A 21283-nucleotide genomic window follows, 5' to 3' on the forward strand; every position below is an offset into this window, starting at 1 on the left:
AAGCGGGCGTTAAGCCGACTGTGACGTGGGTAGGGCGGCGCGGACGCGGCCCGTGTCAGGCGTATTTGCCTCCTTCGGGCGCGGCGTCGTCGCTGCGGGCTTCGTCGCGTGGATCGCTTACGTCGCGCCGCGAGCGTGCGAAGGGCGCCGAGCTCAGCGGCTGCAGCGGTTCATTGTCGAGCGATTGCGCAGCGGCCGCGTCGAGTGCGGCGCTTTCCGCTGCGGCGGCCGCTTCGGCGCTCAGTCGGGCGACAGCCTGGGCGATTTCGCGCGCGGCATGACTCACGTCCGCCTCGTCGGTGTGCGCGGCGGGCAGGGGCGCGATTGGCGCCTGAGGCGTTTCCTTTTGGGTGGCGTCATCGTGAATGGCCGCTGCCGCTTCGCTATCCTTTTGCGCGTTGGCGTTCGCTTCGTTCGCGCCGATGGCCGTTGCCGCGCCCGCGGGCGGCCGGATCGCGCCCGAACGGCCTGCGCGCAGCGGCTTCGCCGCCTTTTGGAGCACCTGGGCGAGGGCGTCGGGCTGACGCGGCGCGTTGAGCCTGTCGACGATGCTCGCGGCCTTCACCTGATCGCTCGTGGCGCTGAACGCGATCACGGCACGGCGCATGAGTTCGCTGAGGCTGATGCCAAGCTCGTCGGCGGTGGCGGAGATCGCGCGCTTTTGCGCGGGCGTAACGAAGACGACGATGCGTTCGCTGGGCTTGTTCATGATCGACGGGCCGTTGGGTCGGCTTCGTATGACGTCGGTTTGCCTGCCTGCGCAACAGCTTTTTGTAAGAATGGATGCGTGCTCGCCTGGGCGCGGACAGGGGCGTGTAGCAGATCTTTCATCATAAGACGAGTGCGCCGATGCGCAATTGGAAGGTGCGCGGATAGGAACAACCCTGCCTGCAAGAATCTGCCGTCAAGAGCTGATCGGCGTCTAATTGTCACGCGACAAATGGCGTAATTACGAAATGTTTCGCGCATAAAGCCACGAACGACGCAACCGAGCGCCGAGCCCCTAAAAAGTCGGGCAGGAAGCGTTTCCCAAGAAACTCTTACAAAAAAAGCGCGACCCGGCGCCCGCGATTTCTTTAGAATGCGCTGTTACATTTCGCGAATGGCGCCTGAACAGGCGTGTATTCGCCTGTGGCGTGCCGTAGTGCGCGCCGCGCGGCCGGACGGGGGCGTTGCCGGTCGCGCCGCGTCGCCGGGATTGAGCCGGCGACGTCGTATGCCGCATTGGCGCCATGACGCCGTGGTCGAGATCCATGCGCGCGAGTTGCGCGCAGCCGGCGCGCGCGAGACGCGTCCATCATTCCAGTCATGCCTATCATCAAACGACCGCCTTCACCGCAGTACCCGAACGAAGATCGGGAACCCTCCTTCAACAACGGACGCCAGCCGCCTCGCCGGCCTGAATCGGGCGATGAGTCCGGCGGCAACGGGCCGCGCGATGGGAGCCCGAAGCGGCGCTCCATCGGCACCACGCTCGCGCTCTGGTTCGTCGGCCTGATCGGCACGCTCTGCGTGGTCGGTGCGCTGCTCTTGGGCTACGCGCTCGTCGTGATGGGACCGCAACTGCCATCGCTCGACGCGCTCACCAACTATCAGCCCAAGGTGCCGCTGCGCATCTATACCGCCGATCACGTGCTGATCGGCGAGTTCGGCGAAGAGCGGCGCCAACTCGTGCGCTTCCAGGACATTCCGGACATCCAGAAGAAGGCTGTGCTCGCCATCGAGGACTACCGGTTCTACGAGCACGGCGGCGTGGACTTCATCGGCATCCTGCGCGCGGGCGTGGCCGACCTGATGCACGGCGGCGCCTCGCAGGGCGCGAGCACGATCACGATGCAGGTCGCGCGCAACTTCTTCCTTTCGAGCGAGAAGACCTATACGCGGAAGGTCTACGAGATGCTGCTCGCCTACAAGATCGAGCGCGCGCTCACGAAGGACCAGATTCTCGAGCTGTACATGAACCAGATTTATCTGGGTCAGCGCGCCTACGGTTTTTCGGCGGCGGCGCGCGTGTACTTCGGCAAGGACCTGAAGGACATCACGGTGGCCCAGGCGGCGATGCTCGCGGGTCTGCCGAAGGCGCCTTCGGCGTATAACCCGATCGTCAATCCGCACCGCGCGAAGATTCGCCAGGAGTACATCCTCAAGCGCATGCTCGACCTCGGCTACATCACGCAAGCGCAGTACGACGAAGCGATCAAGGAGCCGTTGCAGACGAAGACGGCCGGCACCGAGTATAACGTGCACGCCGAATATGTCGCGGAAATGGTGCGCCAGATGATGTATGCGCAGTACAAGGACGAGACCTATACGCGCGGCCTCACGGTGACGACGACGATCGATTCGGCCGACCAGGACGCCGCGTACGCGGCCGTGCGCAAGGGCGTGATGGACTACGAGCGCCGCCACGGTTATCGCGGACCGGAAGGCTTCGTGCAACTGCCCGCCGACGGCGACGACCGCGAACAGGCCATCGAAGACGCGCTCACCGATCACCCTGACAACGGCGACCTCGTCTCGGCGGTCGTGACCGACGCGGGGCCGAAGTCGGTGACGGCGCAACAACTCGACGGCACCTCGGTGACGGTGACGGGCGAGGGCCTGCGCTTCGTCGCGGCCGCGCTCTCGCCGCGCGCCTCGCAGGCGCTGCACATTCGGCCCGGCTCGATCGTGCGCCTGATGGAAGACGCAAAGGGCAACTGGCAGATCACGCAGCTGCCGCAGGTCGAAGGCGCGCTCGTCTCGCTCACGCCGCAGGACGGCGCGATCCGTGCGTTGATCGGCGGCTTCGACTTCAACAAGAACAAGTTCAATCACATCACGCAGGCATGGCGTCAGCCGGGCTCGAGCTTCAAGCCGTTCATCTACTCGGCTTCGCTGGAAAAGGGCCTCGGACCGGCGACGATCATCAACGACGCGCCCCTGTACTTCCCCCCCAGCACGCCGGGCGGCGATGCGTGGGAGCCGAAGGACGACGACCAGCCCGAAGGGCCGATGTCGATGCGCCTCGCGCTGCAGAAGTCGAAGAACCTCGTGTCGATCCGCATCCTCTCGTACATCGGCACGAAGTACGCGCAGGACTACGTGACGCAGCGCTTTGGCTTCGACGCCGACAAGACCCCGCCGTACCTGCCGATGGCGCTCGGCGCGGGCCTCGTCACGCCGCTGCAGTCGGCGGGCGCGTATAGCGTGTTCGCGAACGGCGGCTATCGCATCAATCCGTATCTGATCGCCGAAGTGGACGACGCGCACGGCCAGCCGGTCCTGCGCGCGCAGCCGCTGGTGGCGGGCCAGAATGCGCCGCAAACGCTTTCACCGCGCAACGCGTTCGTGATGAACAGCCTGCTGCACTCGGTGGCGACGGCGGGCACGGGCGCAGGCACCAATGTGCTCCATCGCAACGACTTGCAGGGCAAGACCGGTACCACCAACGACGCCAAGGACGGCTGGTTCGCGGGTTATCAGCGCACGCTGGTCGCCGTGGCGTGGATGGGTTACGACCAGCCGAAGAGTCTCGGCAGCCGCGAATTCGGCGCGCAGCTCGCGTTGCCGATCTGGGTGGAGTACATGCAGCGTGCGCTGCGCGGCGTGCCGCAGGAAGAGCCGGCGATGCCCGAGGGCCTCACGACGATCAACGACGAACTGTACTTCTCGGACATGACGCCGGGTAACGGTTTCGTGGCGAGCATCGGTCTGGACTCGGCGAATCCGGCAGGTGCTGCGAGCGATGCGAGCGGCGCGACCGGCAGCATGGGTCCGGGCGGCATGACACCACCGAGCGTGACCACGACGGAGAAGAAGCAGATCATGGATCTGTTCGAGTCGAACAAGCCTTGATTCTGGGTTGGTGAGTTCTGCAGGATAAACACGGCGCGTCGGCAACGGCGCGCCGTGTTTTGTTTGGTGAGCAGAATATCCTTGTGCGCCAAGGAGTTGGTTGAGCTTTTCAGGGCTTTTCCACAGGGCTGTCAACGAAATCTGTGGGTAACTCTCGCGCCGACTTTTCCACAGTTTTTGTTGAAGCCCCTGTTCATAACCCTGGGATATCGAAGCTAACTGCCTGACGCCAAAGGCTTTGTACGCAGACGAGCGGTATGAGGCATCGCGCTTCAAAACACGCTGTCATCACGCAGTCCGAAGGTTTGGCTGTGCGAACCGCGCGAATACGTGACGGCCTGAATATGCAGGAATACGAATGGCCCTATGGTAGTGAAGCGCGGAGATGAGGGCTACGCGATATCCCGGTTTTGCGGCGCGCAGAGCGCCGCCTCGATCGCGTCCTCCAGCCGGTCGTTGCCCCAGAACATCTCCTCGCCGATGAAAAACGTCGGTGCGCCGAAGATGCCGAGATCGCGAGCCGCCTGGGTCCGCTCGCGCAGGCGCAGTCGGTTCGCCTCGCTGCCGGCTTCCTCGATGAGCCGCTGCGCCGGCAATCCCAGCGCGGTGAGCATTTGTGCGACCGCCTCGTGCGAATCGACTTCACGGTCGTCGCCATAGTTGCGCGCCATGACGGTGCGGCACCAGTCGGGCAGCCACAGTTCGTCGGCGGCGAGCACGGCGATGCGCGTCGCGAGCACGGTGCGGCGGGGAAACTCGGTGGGTTGTTGCCACGGCAGCGCGTATTTGCGGCACTGCCGCCGCATGTCCTGCCACACATAGGCGCCTTTTTCCTTCTGCACGACGAAGGGTGGACCTTCCCAGCCGAGTGCGTCGAGAATGGGGCCGAGGAGGAAGGGTCGCCAGTGGACATCCACGCTATTGCGCGCCGCGAGCGCTGAGATGCGCATCACGCTCAGATAGCTGTAGTTGCTGGCCAGGTCGAACCAGAAGTCGAGCGATGGGCGGGGCATGGTGTGTCGTCTCAATGAAGCGGTTGCGCCATCGTGCGCGGCGCGCTGCCGAACATGGTACTCCACCGCGCCCGGAAAACCGCGAGTGTTACTTGCCCTGCGCGGTGGCTCCGGTGTCGGATGCAGGCGCGGCAGCGGCCGTGTCCGCCCCGCGCCCGCTGCCGAGCGTCGCCGGGTTGACCGGCGGATTGCCCATCGCCTGGAAGAGGGCGGCCGTATCGGAAAGTCGCGTGCCGCGATAGCGGATTTCGTCGAGCCGCGCGTTACGCCATTGCTGCTCGCTTTGGCGCACTGCGTACCACGGCACCGCGCCCAGCTTGTAGCGCGCGTTGGTGTCCTCGTAGACGCCCTGGGCAGTGCGTGCCGAGGTACTGGCCGCGTCGAGGGCCTGGGCGTCGTGATCGAGCGCGGCGAGACGGTCGGCGACATCCTGGAACGCCGTGAGCACCGTTTGCTTATAGGTGTCGTTGGCCGCCTCGTAGGACTGCAACGCCGCGCGCCGCTGCGCGAGGAGAGCGCCGCCGTGGAAGATCGGCTGCGAAAGCGAAGCGCCGATCGCCCACAGCGCGCCCGCGCCGGAAGTCACGACCGGCCAGCTGAAGCCGCCCTGGCCGAGCGCCGCCGAAAGCGTGATGCTCGGGTACATCTGCGCGGTCGCGGCGCCGACGCCAGCTGCGGCCGCCTTGAGCGTGGCTTCGGCGGCTTCGATGTCGGGACGGGTTCTCAGGAGTTCGGAAGGGATGACCACGGGCACCTGCGTGGGCAAATTCAGGCTCGCGAGATCGAGGTCGGGTGGCGCCTGGTCGGGTGTGCGGCCGACCAGCACGGCGAGTGCGTGGCGCTGTGCGACCCATTGCTGACGTAGCCCCGGCAGATTCGCCGCGAGCGACGCCGCGCTCTGCTGTGCGCTGAGCAGATCGGTGCGCGAGGCCGAGCCGAGCGCGTAGCGCTTTTGCACGTCGTCGGCCTGAGCATTGGCGAGTGCGATCAACCGCTCGGTCGTGTCGATCTGCGTACGCAGCGTCGCCGCGCCGAGCGCGCTTGCCACGATGTTCGCCGCGAGCGCGCGCTGCGCGGCCTCGAACTGGAACGCCTGCACGTTCACGCGCGAGGCGAGCGCCGCGTTGTTCAGGCGGGTTGCGCCGAACACGTCGAAGGTGTAGCGAACGTCGATCAAGCCCGCAAAAATCCCGTATTGCAGCGGGTCGATGCCGAACTGCGGGATCGCGGGTTGCTGCTGGCGTTGCGCGATGCCGATGGCGTCGACGGTCGGCAGGAGCGAGCTGCCGATCTGGCCGCGCAACTGCTCGCGCGCGGCTTGCAGGTTGTGGTCGGCGGCGGCGAGGTTCGGGCTGTTGGTGAGCCCCTCGGTCACGAGCGCATCGAGCGCGTCGGAGCCGTAGAGCGTCCACCATTGCGGCACCGGTTCCGCGCCCGTCACGAACTGCTGCGCGACGCCCTGCGCGGCGGCCGTCTGCGCCGCTTGCGCCTGCGCACCGTAGTGCTCGGGCTGCGGCATGGCGGGTGGCTCACCGGTCGGGCCCATCGCGCAGCCGGCCAGCGAGAGCGCGACGCAAGCGGCGAGCAAGCCCGGCGCGAGCGGAAAACGTGTCGCGTGCAAACGCGCCGTTTTGCGCGCGCCCGACGCCAATGTCGAAGAATCCATCTTCATGATGCCTGTTCCGGCGTCTTGCCGGTCTCGTCAGTCTCGCTGCTGCGCACGCGGAACGCGGCCGCGTAAGCCGCGGGCAGGAAGAACAGCGTGAGCACGGTCGCAATCGTGATGCCGCCCATCAGCGCCGTGGCCATCGGCCCGAAGAAGTTCGAACGCAAGAGCGGAATGAGGGCAAGCACGGCGGCCGCCGCGGTCAGCATGATCGGCCGGAAGCGGCGCACCGTTGCGCCTACCACGGCGTCGAAGCGCTTGTGCCCTGCGCGAATGTCCGTTTCGATCTGATCCACGAGAATCACCGAGTTGCGCATGATGATCCCGAACATCGCGATTACACCGAGCATGGCCACGAAGCCGAACGGCTGCCCGAACACGAGCAGGGCGATCACCACGCCGATCAGACCGAGCGGCGCGGTCAGCACGACCATCAGCACGCGCGTGAGGCTTTGCAACTGGATCATGAGCAGCGTGAGCACGGCGATGGCGAGCACCGGCAACTGCGCGAAGATGGACGCCTGGCCCTTCGCGCTTTCTTCCACGGAGCCGCCCACCTCGATGTGGTAGCCGGGCGGCAGCGCGCGCTTGATCGACTCCAGTTTCCCGTCGAGCGCATGGGTGACGTCGATGCCTTGCGCGCCCGCTCGCACGTCGGACTGCACGGTGATCGTGGGCTGCCGGTCGCGCGACCAGATCACGCCGTATTCCAGATCGTTGGCGAGATGCCCGAGCGCACCGAGCGGCACCGGGCCGTTGGGCGTGGGCATGGCGAGCGTGAGCAGGCGGGCGGGATCGACGCGTTCGGCCGCGGGCGAGCGCAGATCGACGCCGATGAGCTTGTCGCGCTCGCGAAACTGCGTGACGGTATAGCCCGAGTACGTCATCTGCAGGAAGTTGGCGATGTCCTGCGACGAGACATTGAGCGCGCGCGCCTTTTGCTGGTCGATCTGGAAGTGGAGCGAGCGTCCCGCCGGTTCGTCCCAGTCGAAATTGACGTTGTCGGTGCGCGGATCGGCACGCATCGTCGCCGCCACCTTGTTCGCGATGTCGCGCACGGTCGGGATGTCGTCGCCGCTCACGCGGAACTGCACGGGGTAGCCGACCGGCGGCCCGTTCTCGAGCCGCGAGAGACGCGTGCGGATGGCCGGGAACTTGTCGCGCAGCATCGGTTCGAGCCAGCTTGCGAGCTTCTCGCGGTCTTCGACCGACTTCGTCGTGATCACGAACTGCGCAAAATTGGGCTGCTGCAACTGCTGATCGAGCGGCAGATAGAAACGCGGCGCGCCGGTACCGACGAAATCGATGAAATGGTCGATCTCGGGGCGGCCCTTGATCGCCGCTTCGAGGCGCTTCGTCTGGCGCAGCGTCGCATCGATCGAGGCGCTTTCGGGCAGGCGCACGTCCACGAGCAGTTCGGGCCGGTCGGAACTCGGGAAGAACTGCTGCGGCACGAGCTTGAAGCACGCGAGCGCGGCCACGAAGAGTGCGATGGTCAGTACAAGCACGACGGCATGGCGCTCGATGCACCAGCCGATCCAGCCGCGCAGGCGCCGATAGAAACGCGTGTCGTAGATTTCGTGCTCGTGATCGTCGCCATGGGCGGCGTTCGCCGCATTCGGATCGGGTTTGCGCTCCGGCAGCAACCGGTAGCCCAGCAGCGGAATCAGCACGACGGCTGCGAACCACGAAGCGATCAGCGCGATGGCGGAAACCTGGAAGATCGAGCGCGTGTACTCGCCGGTGCTCGACCTCGCGAGCACGATGGGCAAGAAGCCCGAAACGGTGACGAGCGTGCCGGTAAGCATCGGGAACGCGGTGCTGGTGTAGGCGAATGCGGCGGCGCGCGTGCGGTTCCAGCCCTGCGCGAGCTTCACCGCCATCATCTCGACGGAAATGATGGCGTCGTCCACGAGCAGGCCGAGCGCGAGCACGAGCGTGCCGAGCGAAACCTTGTGCAGACCGATGCCGAAGAGGTACATCGCGAGCGAGGTGACGGCGAGCACGATCGGAATGGTGATGACGACCACCATGCCCGTGCGCACGCCCAGCGAAACGAGGCTCACGAGCAGCACGATGCCCACGGCCTCGGCGACGGCTTCGACGAAGTCGTCCACCGAGCGCGAAACGGCATCGGGCATGCTCGACACCTCCACGAGCTTCAGGCCCGCGGGAAGTTGCGCGCGCAACTGCTCGACGCGCGCGTCGAGCGCCTTGCCGAGGCGGATCACGTCGCCGCCCGGCTGCATCGTGAGGCCGATGCCGAGCACCGCCTGGTTCTGGAAGCGCATTTGCGTGGCGAGCGGCTCGTCGTAGCCGCGCCGGATCGTGGCGATGTCGCCCAGGCGAAACGTGCGGTCGTTCACGCGGATCAGCGTATCGGCGATTGCGTTGAGGTCCTCGTACTGGCCGCTCGGACGCACGAACACGCGGTCGTCGGAGGTCGTGAGCGTGCCCGCGGCGGAGACGCTGTTCTGCGCGCCGATCACCTGGCCGAGCTGCGTGGGCGAGATGCCGAGGCGTGTGAGCTGCGTGTTCGGAATCTCGATGTAGATGCGCTGCTGCGGATCGCCGAAATAATCGACCTTGCCGACGTCGGGCACGCGCAGCAGCTGCTCGCGCAACTTGTCCGCATAGTCGTGCAGTTGCGCAGGCGAAAAGCCATCGCCTTCCAGCGCGTAGATGTTGGTGTAGACGTCGCCGAACTCGTCGTTGAAGAACGGCCCCTGCACGCCCTGGGGCAGCGTGTACGCAATGTCGCCGACCTTCTTGCGCACCTGGTACCAGGTCTCGCGCACTTCGCTCACGGGCGCGGAGTCCTTCATCGTGAAGAACACGAGCGATTCGCCGGGCCGCGAATAGCTGCGCAGAAAGTCGATATAAGGCGTTTCCTGCAGCTTGCGGCCGATACGGGTCGTCACCTGGTCTTCGACCTGGCGCGCGCTCGCGCCGGGCCAGAAGGTCTGGATGACCATCACGCGGAACGTGAAGGGCGGGTCCTCCGATTGCGCGAGACGCGTATAGGCGAGCGCGCCGAAGATCGTTGCCAGCGCAACGAGAAAGGTCACGAGCGCCCGATGCCGATGCGCCCACGCCGAAAGGTTGAAGCGGCCCTCTTCGTGATCGGAGCCGGGACCCGAGCCAGTCATCTGGCTCATGACGCGAAGTCCTCGGGATGCAGCGGCGCCACCGGGCGCACCTGCTCGCCCGCGTGGACCGTGTGGACGCCTTGCAGCACGATGCGCTCGCCGTCCTGCAATCCGCCCGCCACGGTGATCGTGCGCGCGTCGTAGCGCGCAATGCTCACGCGCCGCAACTGCAGCACGTCGTCGGGCGCGTGTATGACCCAGATGGCGGCCGCTTCGCCGTCGTGGAAGAGCGCGGTAGCCGGGACGGTGAAGACCGCCGGCGCGTTGGCTTCGCTCGGGGCCGCGAACGCCACGTTGGCGGTCATGCCGAGACGCACGTCGGCATCGGGATGTTCGAGCGTGAGCTTCGCGCGCCACGTGCGGCTTTGCGGGTCCGCCGCGGCGGCGAGTTCGCGCAGGCGCGCCGTGTAGTGGCGGCCGGGCAGGGCGCCGAGTGTGACCTGTGCGGTGTCGCCGGTGTGTAGCGCGGCCACGGCGCGCTCGGGCAGGTCGCAGACCACGTCGACGTCGCCGCTCCACGCGAGTTGGTAGACGGCCTGGCCGGCCTGCACGTACTGGCCGGTATCGGCGTTTTCGGCCGTGATGACGCCCGCGTGGTCGGCAACGATCTGTGTGTAGCGCAACTGGTTCGTTGCCAGCGCGAGCTGCTGCTGCGCCTGATCGCGCTGGGCCGCGGCCGATGCGTACGCATCCTGGGTCTGTTCGAGTTGTGCGCGGGCGATGAGATTAGCCGCCGATTGGGCCGTGTCGCGATCGAGCTGCTGCCTGGCGATGCTGCGCGGCGTCGAATTGGGCCTGTGCGCTTGCCGCGTTCTTTTCGAAGTCCGCTGGATCGAGCCGCGCGAGTGTCTGGCCGGGCTTGACGCTGTCACCAAGGCGCACGCTGCGCTCGATGATCTTGCCGTTCACGCGAAACGAAAGCGGCGTGGCATTGCGCGCCTCGATATCGCCGGGGTAGGCGGGGCTCACGCCGCCGCCGTCGGGGTGCACGGTCATCGAGACGACCGGGCGCGGCTGCGGCGGCGCTTCCTTTTGCTTGCCGCAGGCAGCCAGCGCGGCAACGCCGAGCACGAGAAGCACATTCGCGGCATGCCGCCACGGCGCACTGAATTTACCGGTACCACTGCGCATCCTGCTCGGTGCGCCACGACCGCAACGATTCACCTGGACCTCGATAGGCTGGGTGCGCACGCAGACCACAAAACCGCCAGGCCGGTTGCGCCACCGTTGAGTCACGGGCGCGGCGCGGCTCGCGCGCACACCCGGACTTGGGATGATGAGTCGGATTCTAATACAACCTTGTATCTGAGTGCGAAACTGAATCCGAGGAATGTTTCAGTGCTAGACTCGCGTCAATCCGCGACACATAACGACGCCCCACGCCATGAAGCGCATCCGACTCACCCGCGAACAAAGCCGCGACCAGACGCGCGAGCGCCTGCTCGACGCCGCGCAGGCCATGTTCATGAAAAAAGGGTTCGTGGGTACGAGCGTCGAGGACATCGCGCATGCGGCGGGGTACACACGCGGCGCGTTCTATTCGAACTTTTCGGGCAAGTCGGACCTGCTCGTGGAATTGCTGCGGCGCGATCACGAAGCCATGCAGACCGATCTGCGCGCCATGTTCGAGACCGAGGTCTCGCGCGAGCAGATGGAGGCGCGCGTGCTCGCCTATTACAGTCGCATGCCGCAGGACAACAAGGTCTTCCTGCTGTGGGTGGAAGCCAAGCTGCTGGCCACGCGCGACGCGCGCTTTCGCACGCGCTTTAACGCGTTCATGAAGGAAAAGCGCGAAAGTCTTGCCGTGTATATCGAGGAATTTGCGGCGCGCGTGGGCACGCCAGTGCCGCTCGATCCGGATTTGCTCGCGGTCGGGCTGATGGGTCTGTGCGATGGGGTGCAGTTTCTGGCCACGGCCGATCCGCAGCATGTCACGCCGCCGGTCGTCGAAACCGTGCTGGGGACTTTTTTCGCGCGCGTCGTGTTCGGCCGCGACGCGTGAGCCCAGCGCGCACGCAGCCCACGACGCGCGCGATTCAGGCGCCGAGGCCAGGGCCGTAGTTGCTGCCGATCAGCCGCGTAACGGACGCGACGTCCTGGTAGTCCTGCTCGGGCATGCCGTCGAGGATGGCGAGCACCTCGTTGCTGGCGCCGGCCTCGCGCGCGGCGTCCACGAGTTCGTCCTTGTTGGCGGGCCAGCGCACTTCGCGCAGCACGTCGGCGAATTGCAGATCGATGGGTTCGTCGGGAATGCGAGAGGCTGACATGCGTGGCGTCCTTTGCGCGGGCGGCCGGCGTTGGCGGTCCGCGTCGTCGTCTCGTTTGTTGTGCGGATTTTGTTCAGATTTTGTTCGCGCTTTGTGTTTGCATTGCAGCGCGCAGCGCTAGCGCCGCGCCTCAAGCATACACAATCCACCTCGCACGCCTTCGCGGCGTGTGCACGCACTGCTCATTTGCCGCTCATGCGCCGCATTGCCTTGCCGCTTGTTCGCAAGCGGTGTACCGGTCAGGCTCAGGTCTGCTCGTGCAGGTCCGGGCTTAGCGTTTTGTCCAGCCGATGCGACCTGGGCAGCGTGAGGTACTCCCAGCGTTGCGGACCGTTCACGGTCACGGGCACGTTGGGGGCGGGGGGCGCCACGGGGGCGTCGTAGGCGTGCGACAGTCCATTTGCGAGCGGGATGTGAGCGCTGGCCTGGGCGACCGGTGAGTCCTGCGCGGTGCGTACCGGAGCGGCGAAGCAAGACGCCGACAACAGCACGGTGGTCATCAGTGTCGAGGTTTTCATCGCTCGACCTCCTTTCTCATGCGGCCCACAGGTCGCAGCAAGCGCCGTACCGCGTCCGCCAGCCTTGGTGGCGGCGCAGGCAGCCGCGCCAGCCGGGGCGGCCCGGCGCGCTGCTACGCGAACGCGCAACGAGCCGCCTGGACGGCTCATGTGCGCGAGGCGCATACGGAAATACCATAATGGCAGGAAATGCGTCGACACGTCTCGAACGCGCGTGCTTTTTTGCCGGCGCGGCCGTTACGCGGGACTAAAGGGAGGGTCCGCGCAGCGCCTCGAAGCGCGTCCAGGGCCACGACGGGCGGTCGCGCATATAACCGTTGAGCCAGTTCCATTGCGGGTGCCGCTGCATGAACGCCTGGGCGTCGAACGGGCGGCCGCAGGGATGGCCCCAGCGCGCCCAGAACGATAGATCGCGCGCCATTTCGCTGTCGACCACCTTGCCGTCGTTCGCGCCCCATGGGTTGAACGGCCCGTGGTCCGCGCCGCCGAAGCGCGCGTCGTCGAGTTCGAGATGGCCGCAGATCGTGCGCGAGCACGGGTTGTCGCTGCGCTCGAGGTAGACGTCGTGGTGGTCCGCGATCATCGCCTTGGCGAGTTCGGCGTCGATCGCGCCGCGGTGCTCCTGCACGAGTTGCATGAAGCGCAGGCGGCGCGCGCCGTTGCGGCGCACGTCGGTGTAGTCGTCCGCTTCGCCGGTGCATTCCTGGTTGCGGATCTTGAGGTCCGTTGCCGTGTTGAAACCGCTGTAGAAGCCGTCTTTCGTGCTCTCGAAGCCCGCGTGCTGCAGGCCCAGTTCATAGCGCGCGATCTCGCCCGTTTTGATGTCGCCGAGAAGCCAGCTGTTCACATAGCCCGCGTTGTTCGCCTGCGCGAACATCTCGCACCATTGCGCAATGCTCGACGCATATTGCGTTGCCCGGCGCGAGCGATAGAACTCCGGGGCGCCGTTCGCGCGGTAGCCCACGAAGTTCGAGATGGTCGTCTCCGTCACCATCAGGCCCGCGCCGTTGATCCAGAAGTCGGTGAGGCTCGAGATGCAGCCGGGCAGGCCCTGCATGAGGATGCGGTGCCCCGAGTCGGGCACGATATCGAACACGACGTTGAAGGCGTCGCCGGCCGCGTAGCGGTCCCACGAGTTGTGCGCCATAACGATGCGGCCGCCGCGCGTCGCGCTGCCCGTCGCGATGAAGGCGCTGCAGTGGTGGCCGCGCCGCCCGCGCCACGGGCGCACCGCGGATTGCCCCAGGGGCGCCTGCTGCGCTGCGACATGAACCGGCCACCAGCTCTGCAGCAGGTCCATGTAGCCGTTCCAGGCGAGCACTTCGGCGAACTTGAGACCCGCGCCGTCGGCGATGCCCTGGATCTCGTCGGCGAATTCGGTGTCGAGGCGCGGCGCGAACTGCACGATCGCCGCGTTGATGAAGGTGTCGAAGTCCTCACCCGTGTCCCATTTCGCGAGGTAGCGGGCGGTGCGGATCGCGTTGCGTATTTCGGTGGCAAGCAATTTGCCGTGCTGCTCGCCGCGGTCGTAAGGCTCGCCCTGCAAGTGCACGAATATCCAGCCCGCGTGGTCGCGGCGTACGGCTTCGAGTGAGGGTTCGCTCATCTTCGCTCCGGTCATCCCCGCGTCGATTCTCGCTGCCTCCTGCGCGCGCGTCCGTACGCGGGCGCACAGCGCGGCCGCGTAGCGTGTTTCCCTCTAGATTCTAGAAAATCCGTCGCGCTTTGCCACACGCCTCGCGCGCTGGCCTCGCCTACCGCTCGGCGTTCATGCGCTGATAGGCGTCGAGGAGCGAAGTTTTGTACACCACGCCCGCGAGCGTCGGCTCGCGCGTGCTTTCGACCACGGGCAGGCGCTCGCCCTGGAACGACATGAAGTGCTGCAGGCCGACGGCGAGCGGCATGTCGGGCGTGAGCACGTCGAAGGTCGGCTTCAGATAGTCGCGGGCGTGCTTATTCGAGGTGTCGCGCTTTTGCAGCAGGTCCGAGGTGATGTCGGCCAGCGCCACCGCGCCGAGAAAGCGCCCAGCCTCGTCGGTCACGTAGAGGTACTTCACCGGATACTCGAGGAACACGCGCGTCATCTCCTGCACCGTAGCGCTCCCCAGCACGACCGTCTGCGCGGGGCGCACCAGTTCGCGCATCTGCGTCATGCGCAGGCGCATGCGCTCGGCCTCCTCGCGGTTGCGATGCAGCGTGATTTCGTACATCGACGCCTTGCCGATCGCGCGCGCGACGAAATACGCAACCACGCACGAGAGCATGAGCGGCAGCACCACCTGGTAGCTCAGCGTCATCTCGAAGATCATCAGGATGGCCATGAGCGGCGCCTGGGTCGCGCCCGCGAGGAACGCGCCCATGCCCACCATCGCGTAGGCGTACGGCGCGGAGGTTCCGTCGGGCCAGAGCGCGTGCATGCCCTGGCCGAACAGGCAGCCGAGCACGGCGCCCATGAAGAGCGTTGGCGTGAACACGCCGCCCACGGCGCCCGAGCCGACCGTCGCGGCCGTCGCGATGAGCTTGAAGACGAGCACCGTGGCGAGCGCGGTCCAGGTCCAGGGCGAATGGAGGATGGAGTTCACGACGCTATAGCCGTTGCCCCAGACCTCGGGCGTCCACACGGAAAGGATGCCGACTACGAGGCCACCGAGCGCGAGCCGCAGGGGCAGCGGCGCGTTGATGCGGCCAAAGCCCTTCTTCGCGGTGGCCATCATCATGAGGAACTGCGGCGCGAGCACGCCGCACAGGAGGCCGAGCGCCACGAAGAGCAGCACCTCGACACCCGTCACCGGCGGGAACACGGGCATCTCGTAAGGCGGCTTGTAGCCCGCGAATTCGCGCATGGTGATGTTGGCGACGACCGAGGAGACGACGATCGGCCCGAAGCTTTCCATCACGATGGACCCGAGCACGATTTCGGTCACGAAGAAGGCGCCGGCGATGGGCGCGTTGTACGCCGAGGTGATACCGGCCGCCGCGCCGCACGCGACGAGCAGGCGCAGCCGCGTCGGATCGAAGTGGACCCAGCGGCCGATCAGCGAGGCGGCGAGGGCGGCGAGCTGTACCATCGGGCCTTCACGGCCGATCGAGCCGCCGCTCGCGATCGTGAAGAGCGACGAGAGGCTGCGCCAGATGCTCGTGCCGACGGGCATGACGCCGTCGCCGATCGCCACCGCCTCGATGTAGTCGGCATGGATCGCCTTACCGCTATTGCTGGGCGCCTTGCGCCGCGCGAGCAGCAGCAGACATCCCGCGATGAAGCCGCCTGCGGCTGGCATCCAGATGCGCCGGTGCCACGGCAGATGGCGCGCCATCTCGACGAGGCTGCCTTCGCTGCCCGTGAAAAGCATTTGCACATGCGCGATGCCCTCGCGAAAGATCACGGTCGCAAACGCGCCCGCAACGCCGACGATGACCGACCAGATCAGCATCGTATGGGCGTCGGACAGGCGAAAGAGATCGCGGGCGCGGGTGCGCAGTTTCAGCAGGAATGACAGCACGGCGGGCGGGTCAGGTTACGGGTGAAAGAAAGCCGCGCGTGCGCGGAGCGCGACGTGCGGCGGCAAGCATAACGGGTGCGCTGCGGCAACTGCGCGGCAACTGCGCGCCGCGTGCATGAAACCGCGCGGCTGCGGACACCATCCACGGCCCGCGCGCACTCAGCGCACGGCCCGATCGAGTTCGGGGTAGTGCCGGAAGATCCCCGTTTCGTTGAACGGCAGCCGCCGCTCCGAGTCGAGATAGGCGGCGATATTCGGGCGCTTCGCCACGGCGTCGCGCAGCGCGACGACATGCGGGTAGTGATCCGCGAAATGCTTCGTCGCTTTTGGAAACGCATAGCGCAGGCCCTCGACGATCTGAAACGTCGACAGATCGACATAGGTGAGCGTGTTGCCCACCATGTGGCGCGGGCCGTCCGGATTCTGCGCGAGCACGCGCTCGAAATAGCTCATGAATTTCGGCATGCGATGCGCGATGAAATCCGCCGAGCGCGCCTTCGCTGCGTCCTTCTGGTCCTCGTAATAGAGCCCGCTCGCGATGGGATGATGCGTGTCGTGCGCCTCGGTCACGAGGTCCGCGATCGTGAGCTGCAGGCCGTTCGCCACGATGCGCAAGCCCTCGTCGCGCGGCGCGAGCTTGAGCTTCGCGCCGAGATAGAAAAGGATATTGGCGGTTTGCGGCACGATGAGGTCGCCGTCCTTGAGAAAGGGCGGGGCGTAAGGCGGATACGGCTCGGCGCTCTCCAGTTCGCCCATCATCGCGCCGATGCCGAGGCCGTCCTTCTTCTCGCCGCGCGCCACGTCCACGTAGGGCGCCTGCGCTTCTTCCAGCGCGAGCCGCACGAATTCGCCCCGGCCCTGCAGACCGTCCCAGTAATAGAGTTCGTATGCCATCGGTCGTCCCCTTGCGTTCATTGCCGTGCTCGCCACGGCCTGCGCGGACGCTGCCCACGCAACGGACAGCAACGCACAGTATCGCTCGCAACCGTCGCGCCTGGTTCGCGCGTGACGGCGCTGGGGTGCCGCGCGCAGAAACGCAAAAAGCCCCGCCGCAAGCGGGGCCGGTGGCCGGGAGCGCCGGCGCACAGGGGATCGGGTCGGGGCGCGCTGCCCTTGGGCGCCGGGTCATCCGAACAGGCGCTCCACGCCCCAGGTGATCGCGAGACCGCCGCCGACCAGCCAGACGTAGATGATGAAACCGGCGGTCAACGCCCGCGGGCCGGCCTGGCGAATCTGCGAGACGCGCGTCTCGATGCCGAGCGCCGTCATCGCCATGGTGAGCGCGAAGGTGTCGAGCGTATTGACCGCGTGGGTGGCCGTTTCGGGCAGCACGTGGAGCGAATTGACGACCACGAGCGCGAGGAAGCCGAGCGCGAACCAGGGCACCGCGAGCTTGCGCGCGCCGCCGTGGCTGGCGTGGCCGTCGGCTGCTGCCTTGCTGCGCGCGGCGCGATTGAGCCACACGCCGAGCACGAGCAGGACCGGCACGAGCAGCATCACGCGCGTCATCTTGACGATGGTGGCGATGTGCGTGGCCTCCGGGCTCACATTGCTCGCCGCGCCCACCACCTGCGCCACTTCGTGAATCGTGCCGCCGAAGAAGAGCCCGGCGCCGAGCGTATCCAGATGCAGCCAGCCTGCGCGGAACAGCACCGGGTAGAGGAACATCGAAAGCGTGCCGAACAGCACGACGCTGCCGACTGCCATGGCGCTCTTGTGCGGCTTCGATTGCAGCGTGGATTCGAAGGCGAGCACGGCCGCCGCGCCGCAGATCGCGCTGCCGGCCGCAGTCAGAATGGCGGTGTCGCGGTCGAGCTTGAGGAGCTTCATGCCGACCCAGGTGCCGATCACGAGCGTGCTCACGACGATCGCGACCGATTCGACGAGCCCCGGCACGCCGACCTGGCCGATTTCCTGCAGGCTCACGCGCAGCCCGAAGAACGCCACGGCGATGCGCAGCAGCTTGCGCGCGGAGAAGTTCACGCCGGCGGCCCAGCTTTCGGGCATGCCGTCGCGCAGCGCATTGCCATAGATCGCGCCCGCGACGATGCCGACGATCAGCGGACTCATGCCGAGCCCGGCGATCGCGGGCAGCGAGGCGATGCTCGTGACGGCTGCCGCGAAGAGCGCGACGAACAGTACGCCGTTGAGCTGCCCGCGGGTGGACGGCAACGCGTGCGCAAGACTGGGTGTAGACATGACGGCCTCTCTTCTCTCTACCGGGCGAGCCGGTCGAAAAATGGGGTAGCGAACAGGTCGCTATCGAATGGTCTAATCCTAATTTAGATATATCGATATGAAAAATCGTGATTTGTGAAGTAATATATAGGACAACACGATGGTTTTCCACGATGACCCCGGAACAACTGATAACTTTCGCTGCCGTCGCCGAGCATCTCAATATCAGTCGAGCTGCATTGGCATTGCATCTGTCGCAACCGGCCGTTTCGGGCCAGTTGCGGCTGCTGCAGGAGGAGATCGGCGAGCCGCTTTATCTGCGCGACGGCCGGGGCGTGCGCCTCACGCCCACGGGCGAACAGCTCGCGGGCTACGCGGCGCGCTTGCGCGACACCTGGCGCGACGCGCTCACCTACCGCGACGCGTTGCGCGGCCTCGAGCGCGGCACGCTGCGCATCGGCGCGACCACCACGCCCGCGAGCTACCGGCTGCCGTATCTGGTGGCGCAATTCCACGGGTGCTATCCGCAGGTCAAGCTCGAAACGTCGAGCGGGAATACGACGGACGTCGTGGGTACGCTCGGAGCAGTCGATATCGCGCTGATCGAGGGTCCGGTGGGCGAGCAGTTGCCGCCGGATACCGCCGTGCATCCATGGCTCGAGGACGAAATCGTCGCGATCGTGCCTCGCTCTCACGCGCTGGCGTCGCAGCTCGACGCGCAAGGGGAGGCGGTCGCACCGATGCCGGCCATCACGGTGGAAGCGCTCGCGCAGTGGCCGCTGGTCCTGCGCGAGGATGGGTCGGGCGTGCGCCAGATGGTCGAGCGCGCGTTCGCGCGCGCGGGCGTGCCCATGCGCGTGGCGCTGGAGATCGCAGGCGTGGAAGGCGTGAAGGAGGCGGTGCGGGCGGGCATGGGCATCGGCTTCGTCTCGGCCATGTCGATGCGTCACGAAAATGGCGCGTTGCGGCAGATCAGCCTTGGCCCAGAACCGCTTGCGCGGCGCTTTTCGATTCTGGTGCCGCATGCGGGCGCGGCCTCGCGCGTCGCGCAGCGCTTCCTGGAACTGTGTCTCGCGGACGTTCCGGGAGCCTGATCCACCTGACCCAGGGCAATCCAGAATGGCGGCCCGAACCGCTAGCGCGCACTATCCGGCCTAATCAACCGGCGCACAGGCGCTTTTTTTCGGGCGAGATTTGGAACCGGTTCCAAGAAAAGCAAAGTGCGCGGTGGCAGGCAACAGGAAGAAGGCAATGGCGGAAGTAGCAATCGTGGCGAGCGCGTTCGGCGCGCAGGCAATCTGGCGTGACGGTCACGCGGCGTGGAGCCGGCCGGCGCGGCGCGCGGGCGCGCAGGCGTTCGAGGTACGGCGCGAGTTGATGCACGATGCCGACGCGCAGCCCGAAGCGTTGCGAGCGCTCGGAACGGCGCTTGCGGGCGAGGGTTTGTGGCGCGTCTGGTCTACGCCGGACGCGTTGTACGGCGAGGATGGCGCGCTCGACGAGGCGGCACTTTGCGCCGCGGTCGCCGCGGGACGTGCGCTCGGTGCGCGTTTCGTGAAGCTGCAACTCGGCGGTTTCGCAGGCGACGCCAGCGCGGCGCGCCTCGCGAGCCTGCTCGAAGAACTGGGCGCGCGCACCGGCGACACCGTTGCAGCGAGCAACGGCCCGCGCGTCGTCGTCGAGAACGGCCAGCTCGAGCAGGGCGGTAAGCTCGATCAGTTCATCGGCCTCTTCAACGCGTTGCGCGATGGCGGTGCGCCGGGTGTGATCGGCATGACATTCGACATCGGCAACTGGCAATGGCCGGGCGAGCCGACGCTGCTCGCCGCCGCCGCGCTCGCGCCGTACGTCGAATACATCCATTGCAAGGCCGTGGTGGGCGAGGGCGCGCGCCGCTTCGCCGCTGCGCCGGGCGATGACGACACGCTGTGCCGCGCCGCACTCGCACTGCTGCCGACGCACGTGCCGCGCGGCATCGAGTTTCCGTTCGATCCGGCGCGCGTGGACGCCGCCGCCGCACATTACGTCGAGTGGCTCGCGGCCGCTTGAGCTCCGCGCGAAGCCTCGAAGTCGAGCCCCAGGCTCCCCATACGATTCATCAGGAACGCATCTCATGACCGAAGCACTCGATGTCATTACCTACGGCGAAGCCATGGCGATGTTCGTCGCCACGGAGCCGGGGCCGCTCGCCCAGGTCGCGCATTTCACGAAACGCGCAGCGGGCGCGGAGCTCAATGTCGCGACCGGCCTCGCGCGCCTGGGTTTCAAGGTGGGCTGGGTGAGCCGAGTGGGTGCCGATTCGTTCGGCCAGTTCGTGCGCGACGTGCTCGCGCACGAAGGCATCGACGCGCGCTGCGTGAGCACCGACACGCGCTTTCCGACCGGCTTTCAGCTCAAGTCGAGGAACGACGACGGCAGCGATCCCGCTGTCGAATATTTCCGCCGCGGCTCGGCGGCGAGCAAGCTCTCGGCTCGCGACTATCAGGCCGACTACGTGCTCGGCGCGCGCCATCTGCACCTGAGCGGCGTGGCGCCCGCGATCTCCTCGTCGTCGCGCGAACTGGCGTTCAAGCTTGCACACGAGATGCGCGCCGCGGGCCGCACGATCTCGTTCGACCCGAACCTGCGCCCAACGCTCTGGGGCTCGCAAGCCGAAATGGTCGGCACGCTCAACGAACTCGCGAGCTTCGCCGACTGGGTGCTGCCGGGCGTCGGTGAAGGCCGCGTGCTGACGGGCTCGGACGACCCGGAAGCCATCGCGCAGTTCTACCTTGCGCGCGGCGCGCGCGGCGTGATCGTGAAGCTCGGCGCAGAAGGCGCGTACTACGCCACGGCCGAAGGCGAGCAGGGCCGCGTTGCGGCGCAGCGCGTGGAGTGCGTGGTCGATACCGTGGGCGCCGGCGACGGCTTCGCCGTGGGCGTGGTGAGCGCGCTGCTCGAGGGGCGTCCGCTTGCCGCGGCCGTCGCTCGCGGCAACCGCATCGGCGCGCTGGCCGTCCAGGTGATCGGCGACTCGGAAGGGTTGCCGACGCGCGCGCAGCTCGACGCGCTCGAAGGCGCGCAAACGCAGGCTGCCGCGGCAGCCGCATAGCGGAACAAGGGGCGCCACGCAAAGCGTATTCGCATGCGGCGCGCCAGATGACATGAGACCAGAG

General features: G+C 66.7%; 15 protein-coding genes and 1 pseudogene. 5 read left to right on the plus strand and 11 right to left on the minus strand.

All coding sequences use genetic code 11. From position 1 onward, the window contains the following. Nucleotides 1-55 precede the first annotated feature (55 nt). Nucleotides 56-709: a hypothetical protein gene (locus M3I54_RS16495; RefSeq protein WP_254337630.1), complete on the minus strand. Its 654-nt coding sequence runs from the start codon at nt 707-709 to the stop codon at nt 56-58. A gap of 599 nt (nt 710-1308) precedes the next feature. Between M3I54_RS16495 and M3I54_RS16500 the strand changes: the two genes are divergently transcribed. Next, nucleotides 1309-3837: a penicillin-binding protein 1A gene (locus M3I54_RS16500; protein ID WP_254337632.1), complete on the plus strand. Its 2529-nt coding sequence runs from the start codon at nt 1309-1311 to the stop codon at nt 3835-3837. Between the two features lie 392 nt (nt 3838-4229). Here the strand turns inward: M3I54_RS16500 and M3I54_RS16505 are convergent, their stop codons facing one another. The 4 genes and pseudogenes from M3I54_RS16505 to M3I54_RS16520 all read right to left on the minus strand — a co-directional run bounded on the left by M3I54_RS16505 (nt 4230) and on the right by M3I54_RS16520 (nt 10796). Further along, nucleotides 4230-4850, minus strand: a complete 621-nt coding sequence (locus M3I54_RS16505; protein WP_254337634.1) for a 2-hydroxychromene-2-carboxylate isomerase — start codon at nt 4848-4850, stop codon at nt 4230-4232. Nucleotides 4851-4938: 88 nt separating this feature from the next. After that, on the minus strand, nt 4939-6522 hold the full coding sequence (locus tag M3I54_RS16510) for an efflux transporter outer membrane subunit (protein WP_375542154.1): 1584 nt from the start codon (nt 6520-6522) through the stop codon (nt 4939-4941). Next, on the minus strand, nt 6519-9674 hold the full coding sequence (locus tag M3I54_RS16515; RefSeq protein WP_302058978.1) for an efflux RND transporter permease subunit: 3156 nt from the start codon (nt 9672-9674) through the stop codon (nt 6519-6521). The genes M3I54_RS16510 and M3I54_RS16515 overlap by 4 nt, the downstream gene beginning before the upstream one ends. Then, nucleotides 9671-10796, minus strand: a pseudogene (locus M3I54_RS16520) (efflux RND transporter periplasmic adaptor subunit). The gene M3I54_RS16515 and the pseudogene M3I54_RS16520 overlap by 4 nt, the downstream one beginning before the upstream one ends. A 253-nt stretch (nt 10797-11049) precedes the next feature. Between M3I54_RS16520 and M3I54_RS16525 the strand changes: the two are divergent. After that, nucleotides 11050-11667, plus strand: a complete 618-nt coding sequence (locus M3I54_RS16525) for a TetR/AcrR family transcriptional regulator (protein ID WP_254337636.1) — start codon at nt 11050-11052, stop codon at nt 11665-11667. A gap of 34 nt (nt 11668-11701) precedes the next feature. Here the strand turns inward: M3I54_RS16525 and M3I54_RS16530 are convergent, their stop codons facing one another. From M3I54_RS16530 to M3I54_RS16555, 6 genes are all read right to left on the minus strand, one after another. Beyond that, the gene (locus M3I54_RS16530) at nt 11702-11932 is read right to left on the minus strand and encodes a DUF2795 domain-containing protein (RefSeq protein WP_254337638.1); all 231 of its coding nucleotides are present in this window, start codon (nt 11930-11932) and stop codon (nt 11702-11704) included. 245 nt (nt 11933-12177) lie between these two features. Next, the gene (locus M3I54_RS16535) at nt 12178-12450 is read right to left on the minus strand and encodes a hypothetical protein (RefSeq protein WP_254337640.1); all 273 of its coding nucleotides are present in this window, start codon (nt 12448-12450) and stop codon (nt 12178-12180) included. A 247-nt stretch (nt 12451-12697) separates the two neighbouring features. Further along, on the minus strand, nt 12698-14056 hold the full coding sequence (locus tag M3I54_RS16540; RefSeq protein WP_254337641.1) for a C45 family peptidase: 1359 nt from the start codon (nt 14054-14056) through the stop codon (nt 12698-12700). A 148-nt stretch (nt 14057-14204) separates the two neighbouring features. Then, nucleotides 14205-15950, minus strand: a complete 1746-nt coding sequence (locus M3I54_RS16545) for a ClcB-like voltage-gated chloride channel protein (protein ID WP_254337643.1) — start codon at nt 15948-15950, stop codon at nt 14205-14207. 159 nt (nt 15951-16109) lie between these two features. Next, a complete protein-coding gene (locus tag M3I54_RS16550; protein ID WP_254337645.1) occupies nt 16110-16844 on the minus strand; it encodes a glutathione S-transferase in 735 nt (244 codons plus the stop codon). Nucleotides 16845-17075: 231 nt separating this feature from the next. Then, nucleotides 17076-18149 carry a YeiH family protein gene (locus M3I54_RS16555; RefSeq protein ID WP_254337647.1) on the minus strand — a complete coding sequence of 358 codons (1074 nt, stop codon included), beginning with the start codon at nt 18147-18149 and terminating at the stop codon, nt 17076-17078. Between the two features lie 152 nt (nt 18150-18301). On the opposite strand from M3I54_RS16555, the gene M3I54_RS16560 reads away from it, so the two are divergent. The 3 genes from M3I54_RS16560 (at nt 18302) to M3I54_RS16570 (ending at nt 21219) form a co-directional block, all read left to right on the plus strand. Continuing rightward, nucleotides 18302-19222 (plus strand): LysR family transcriptional regulator, encoded by a 921-nt coding sequence (locus tag M3I54_RS16560; protein ID WP_254337649.1) that lies wholly within the window; start codon nt 18302-18304, stop codon nt 19220-19222. A gap of 157 nt (nt 19223-19379) precedes the next feature. After that, nucleotides 19380-20177 (plus strand): TIM barrel protein, encoded by a 798-nt coding sequence (locus tag M3I54_RS16565; RefSeq protein WP_254337651.1) that lies wholly within the window; start codon nt 19380-19382, stop codon nt 20175-20177. A gap of 64 nt (nt 20178-20241) precedes the next feature. Then, on the plus strand, nt 20242-21219 hold the full coding sequence (locus M3I54_RS16570) for a sugar kinase (protein ID WP_254337653.1): 978 nt from the start codon (nt 20242-20244) through the stop codon (nt 21217-21219). Nucleotides 21220-21283: the final 64 nt, after the last annotated feature.

It is taken from the genome of Paraburkholderia sp. CNPSo 3274 (genome assembly GCF_024206475.1).
In the GTDB taxonomy this organism is placed as follows: Bacteria; Pseudomonadota; Gammaproteobacteria; order Burkholderiales; family Burkholderiaceae; genus Paraburkholderia.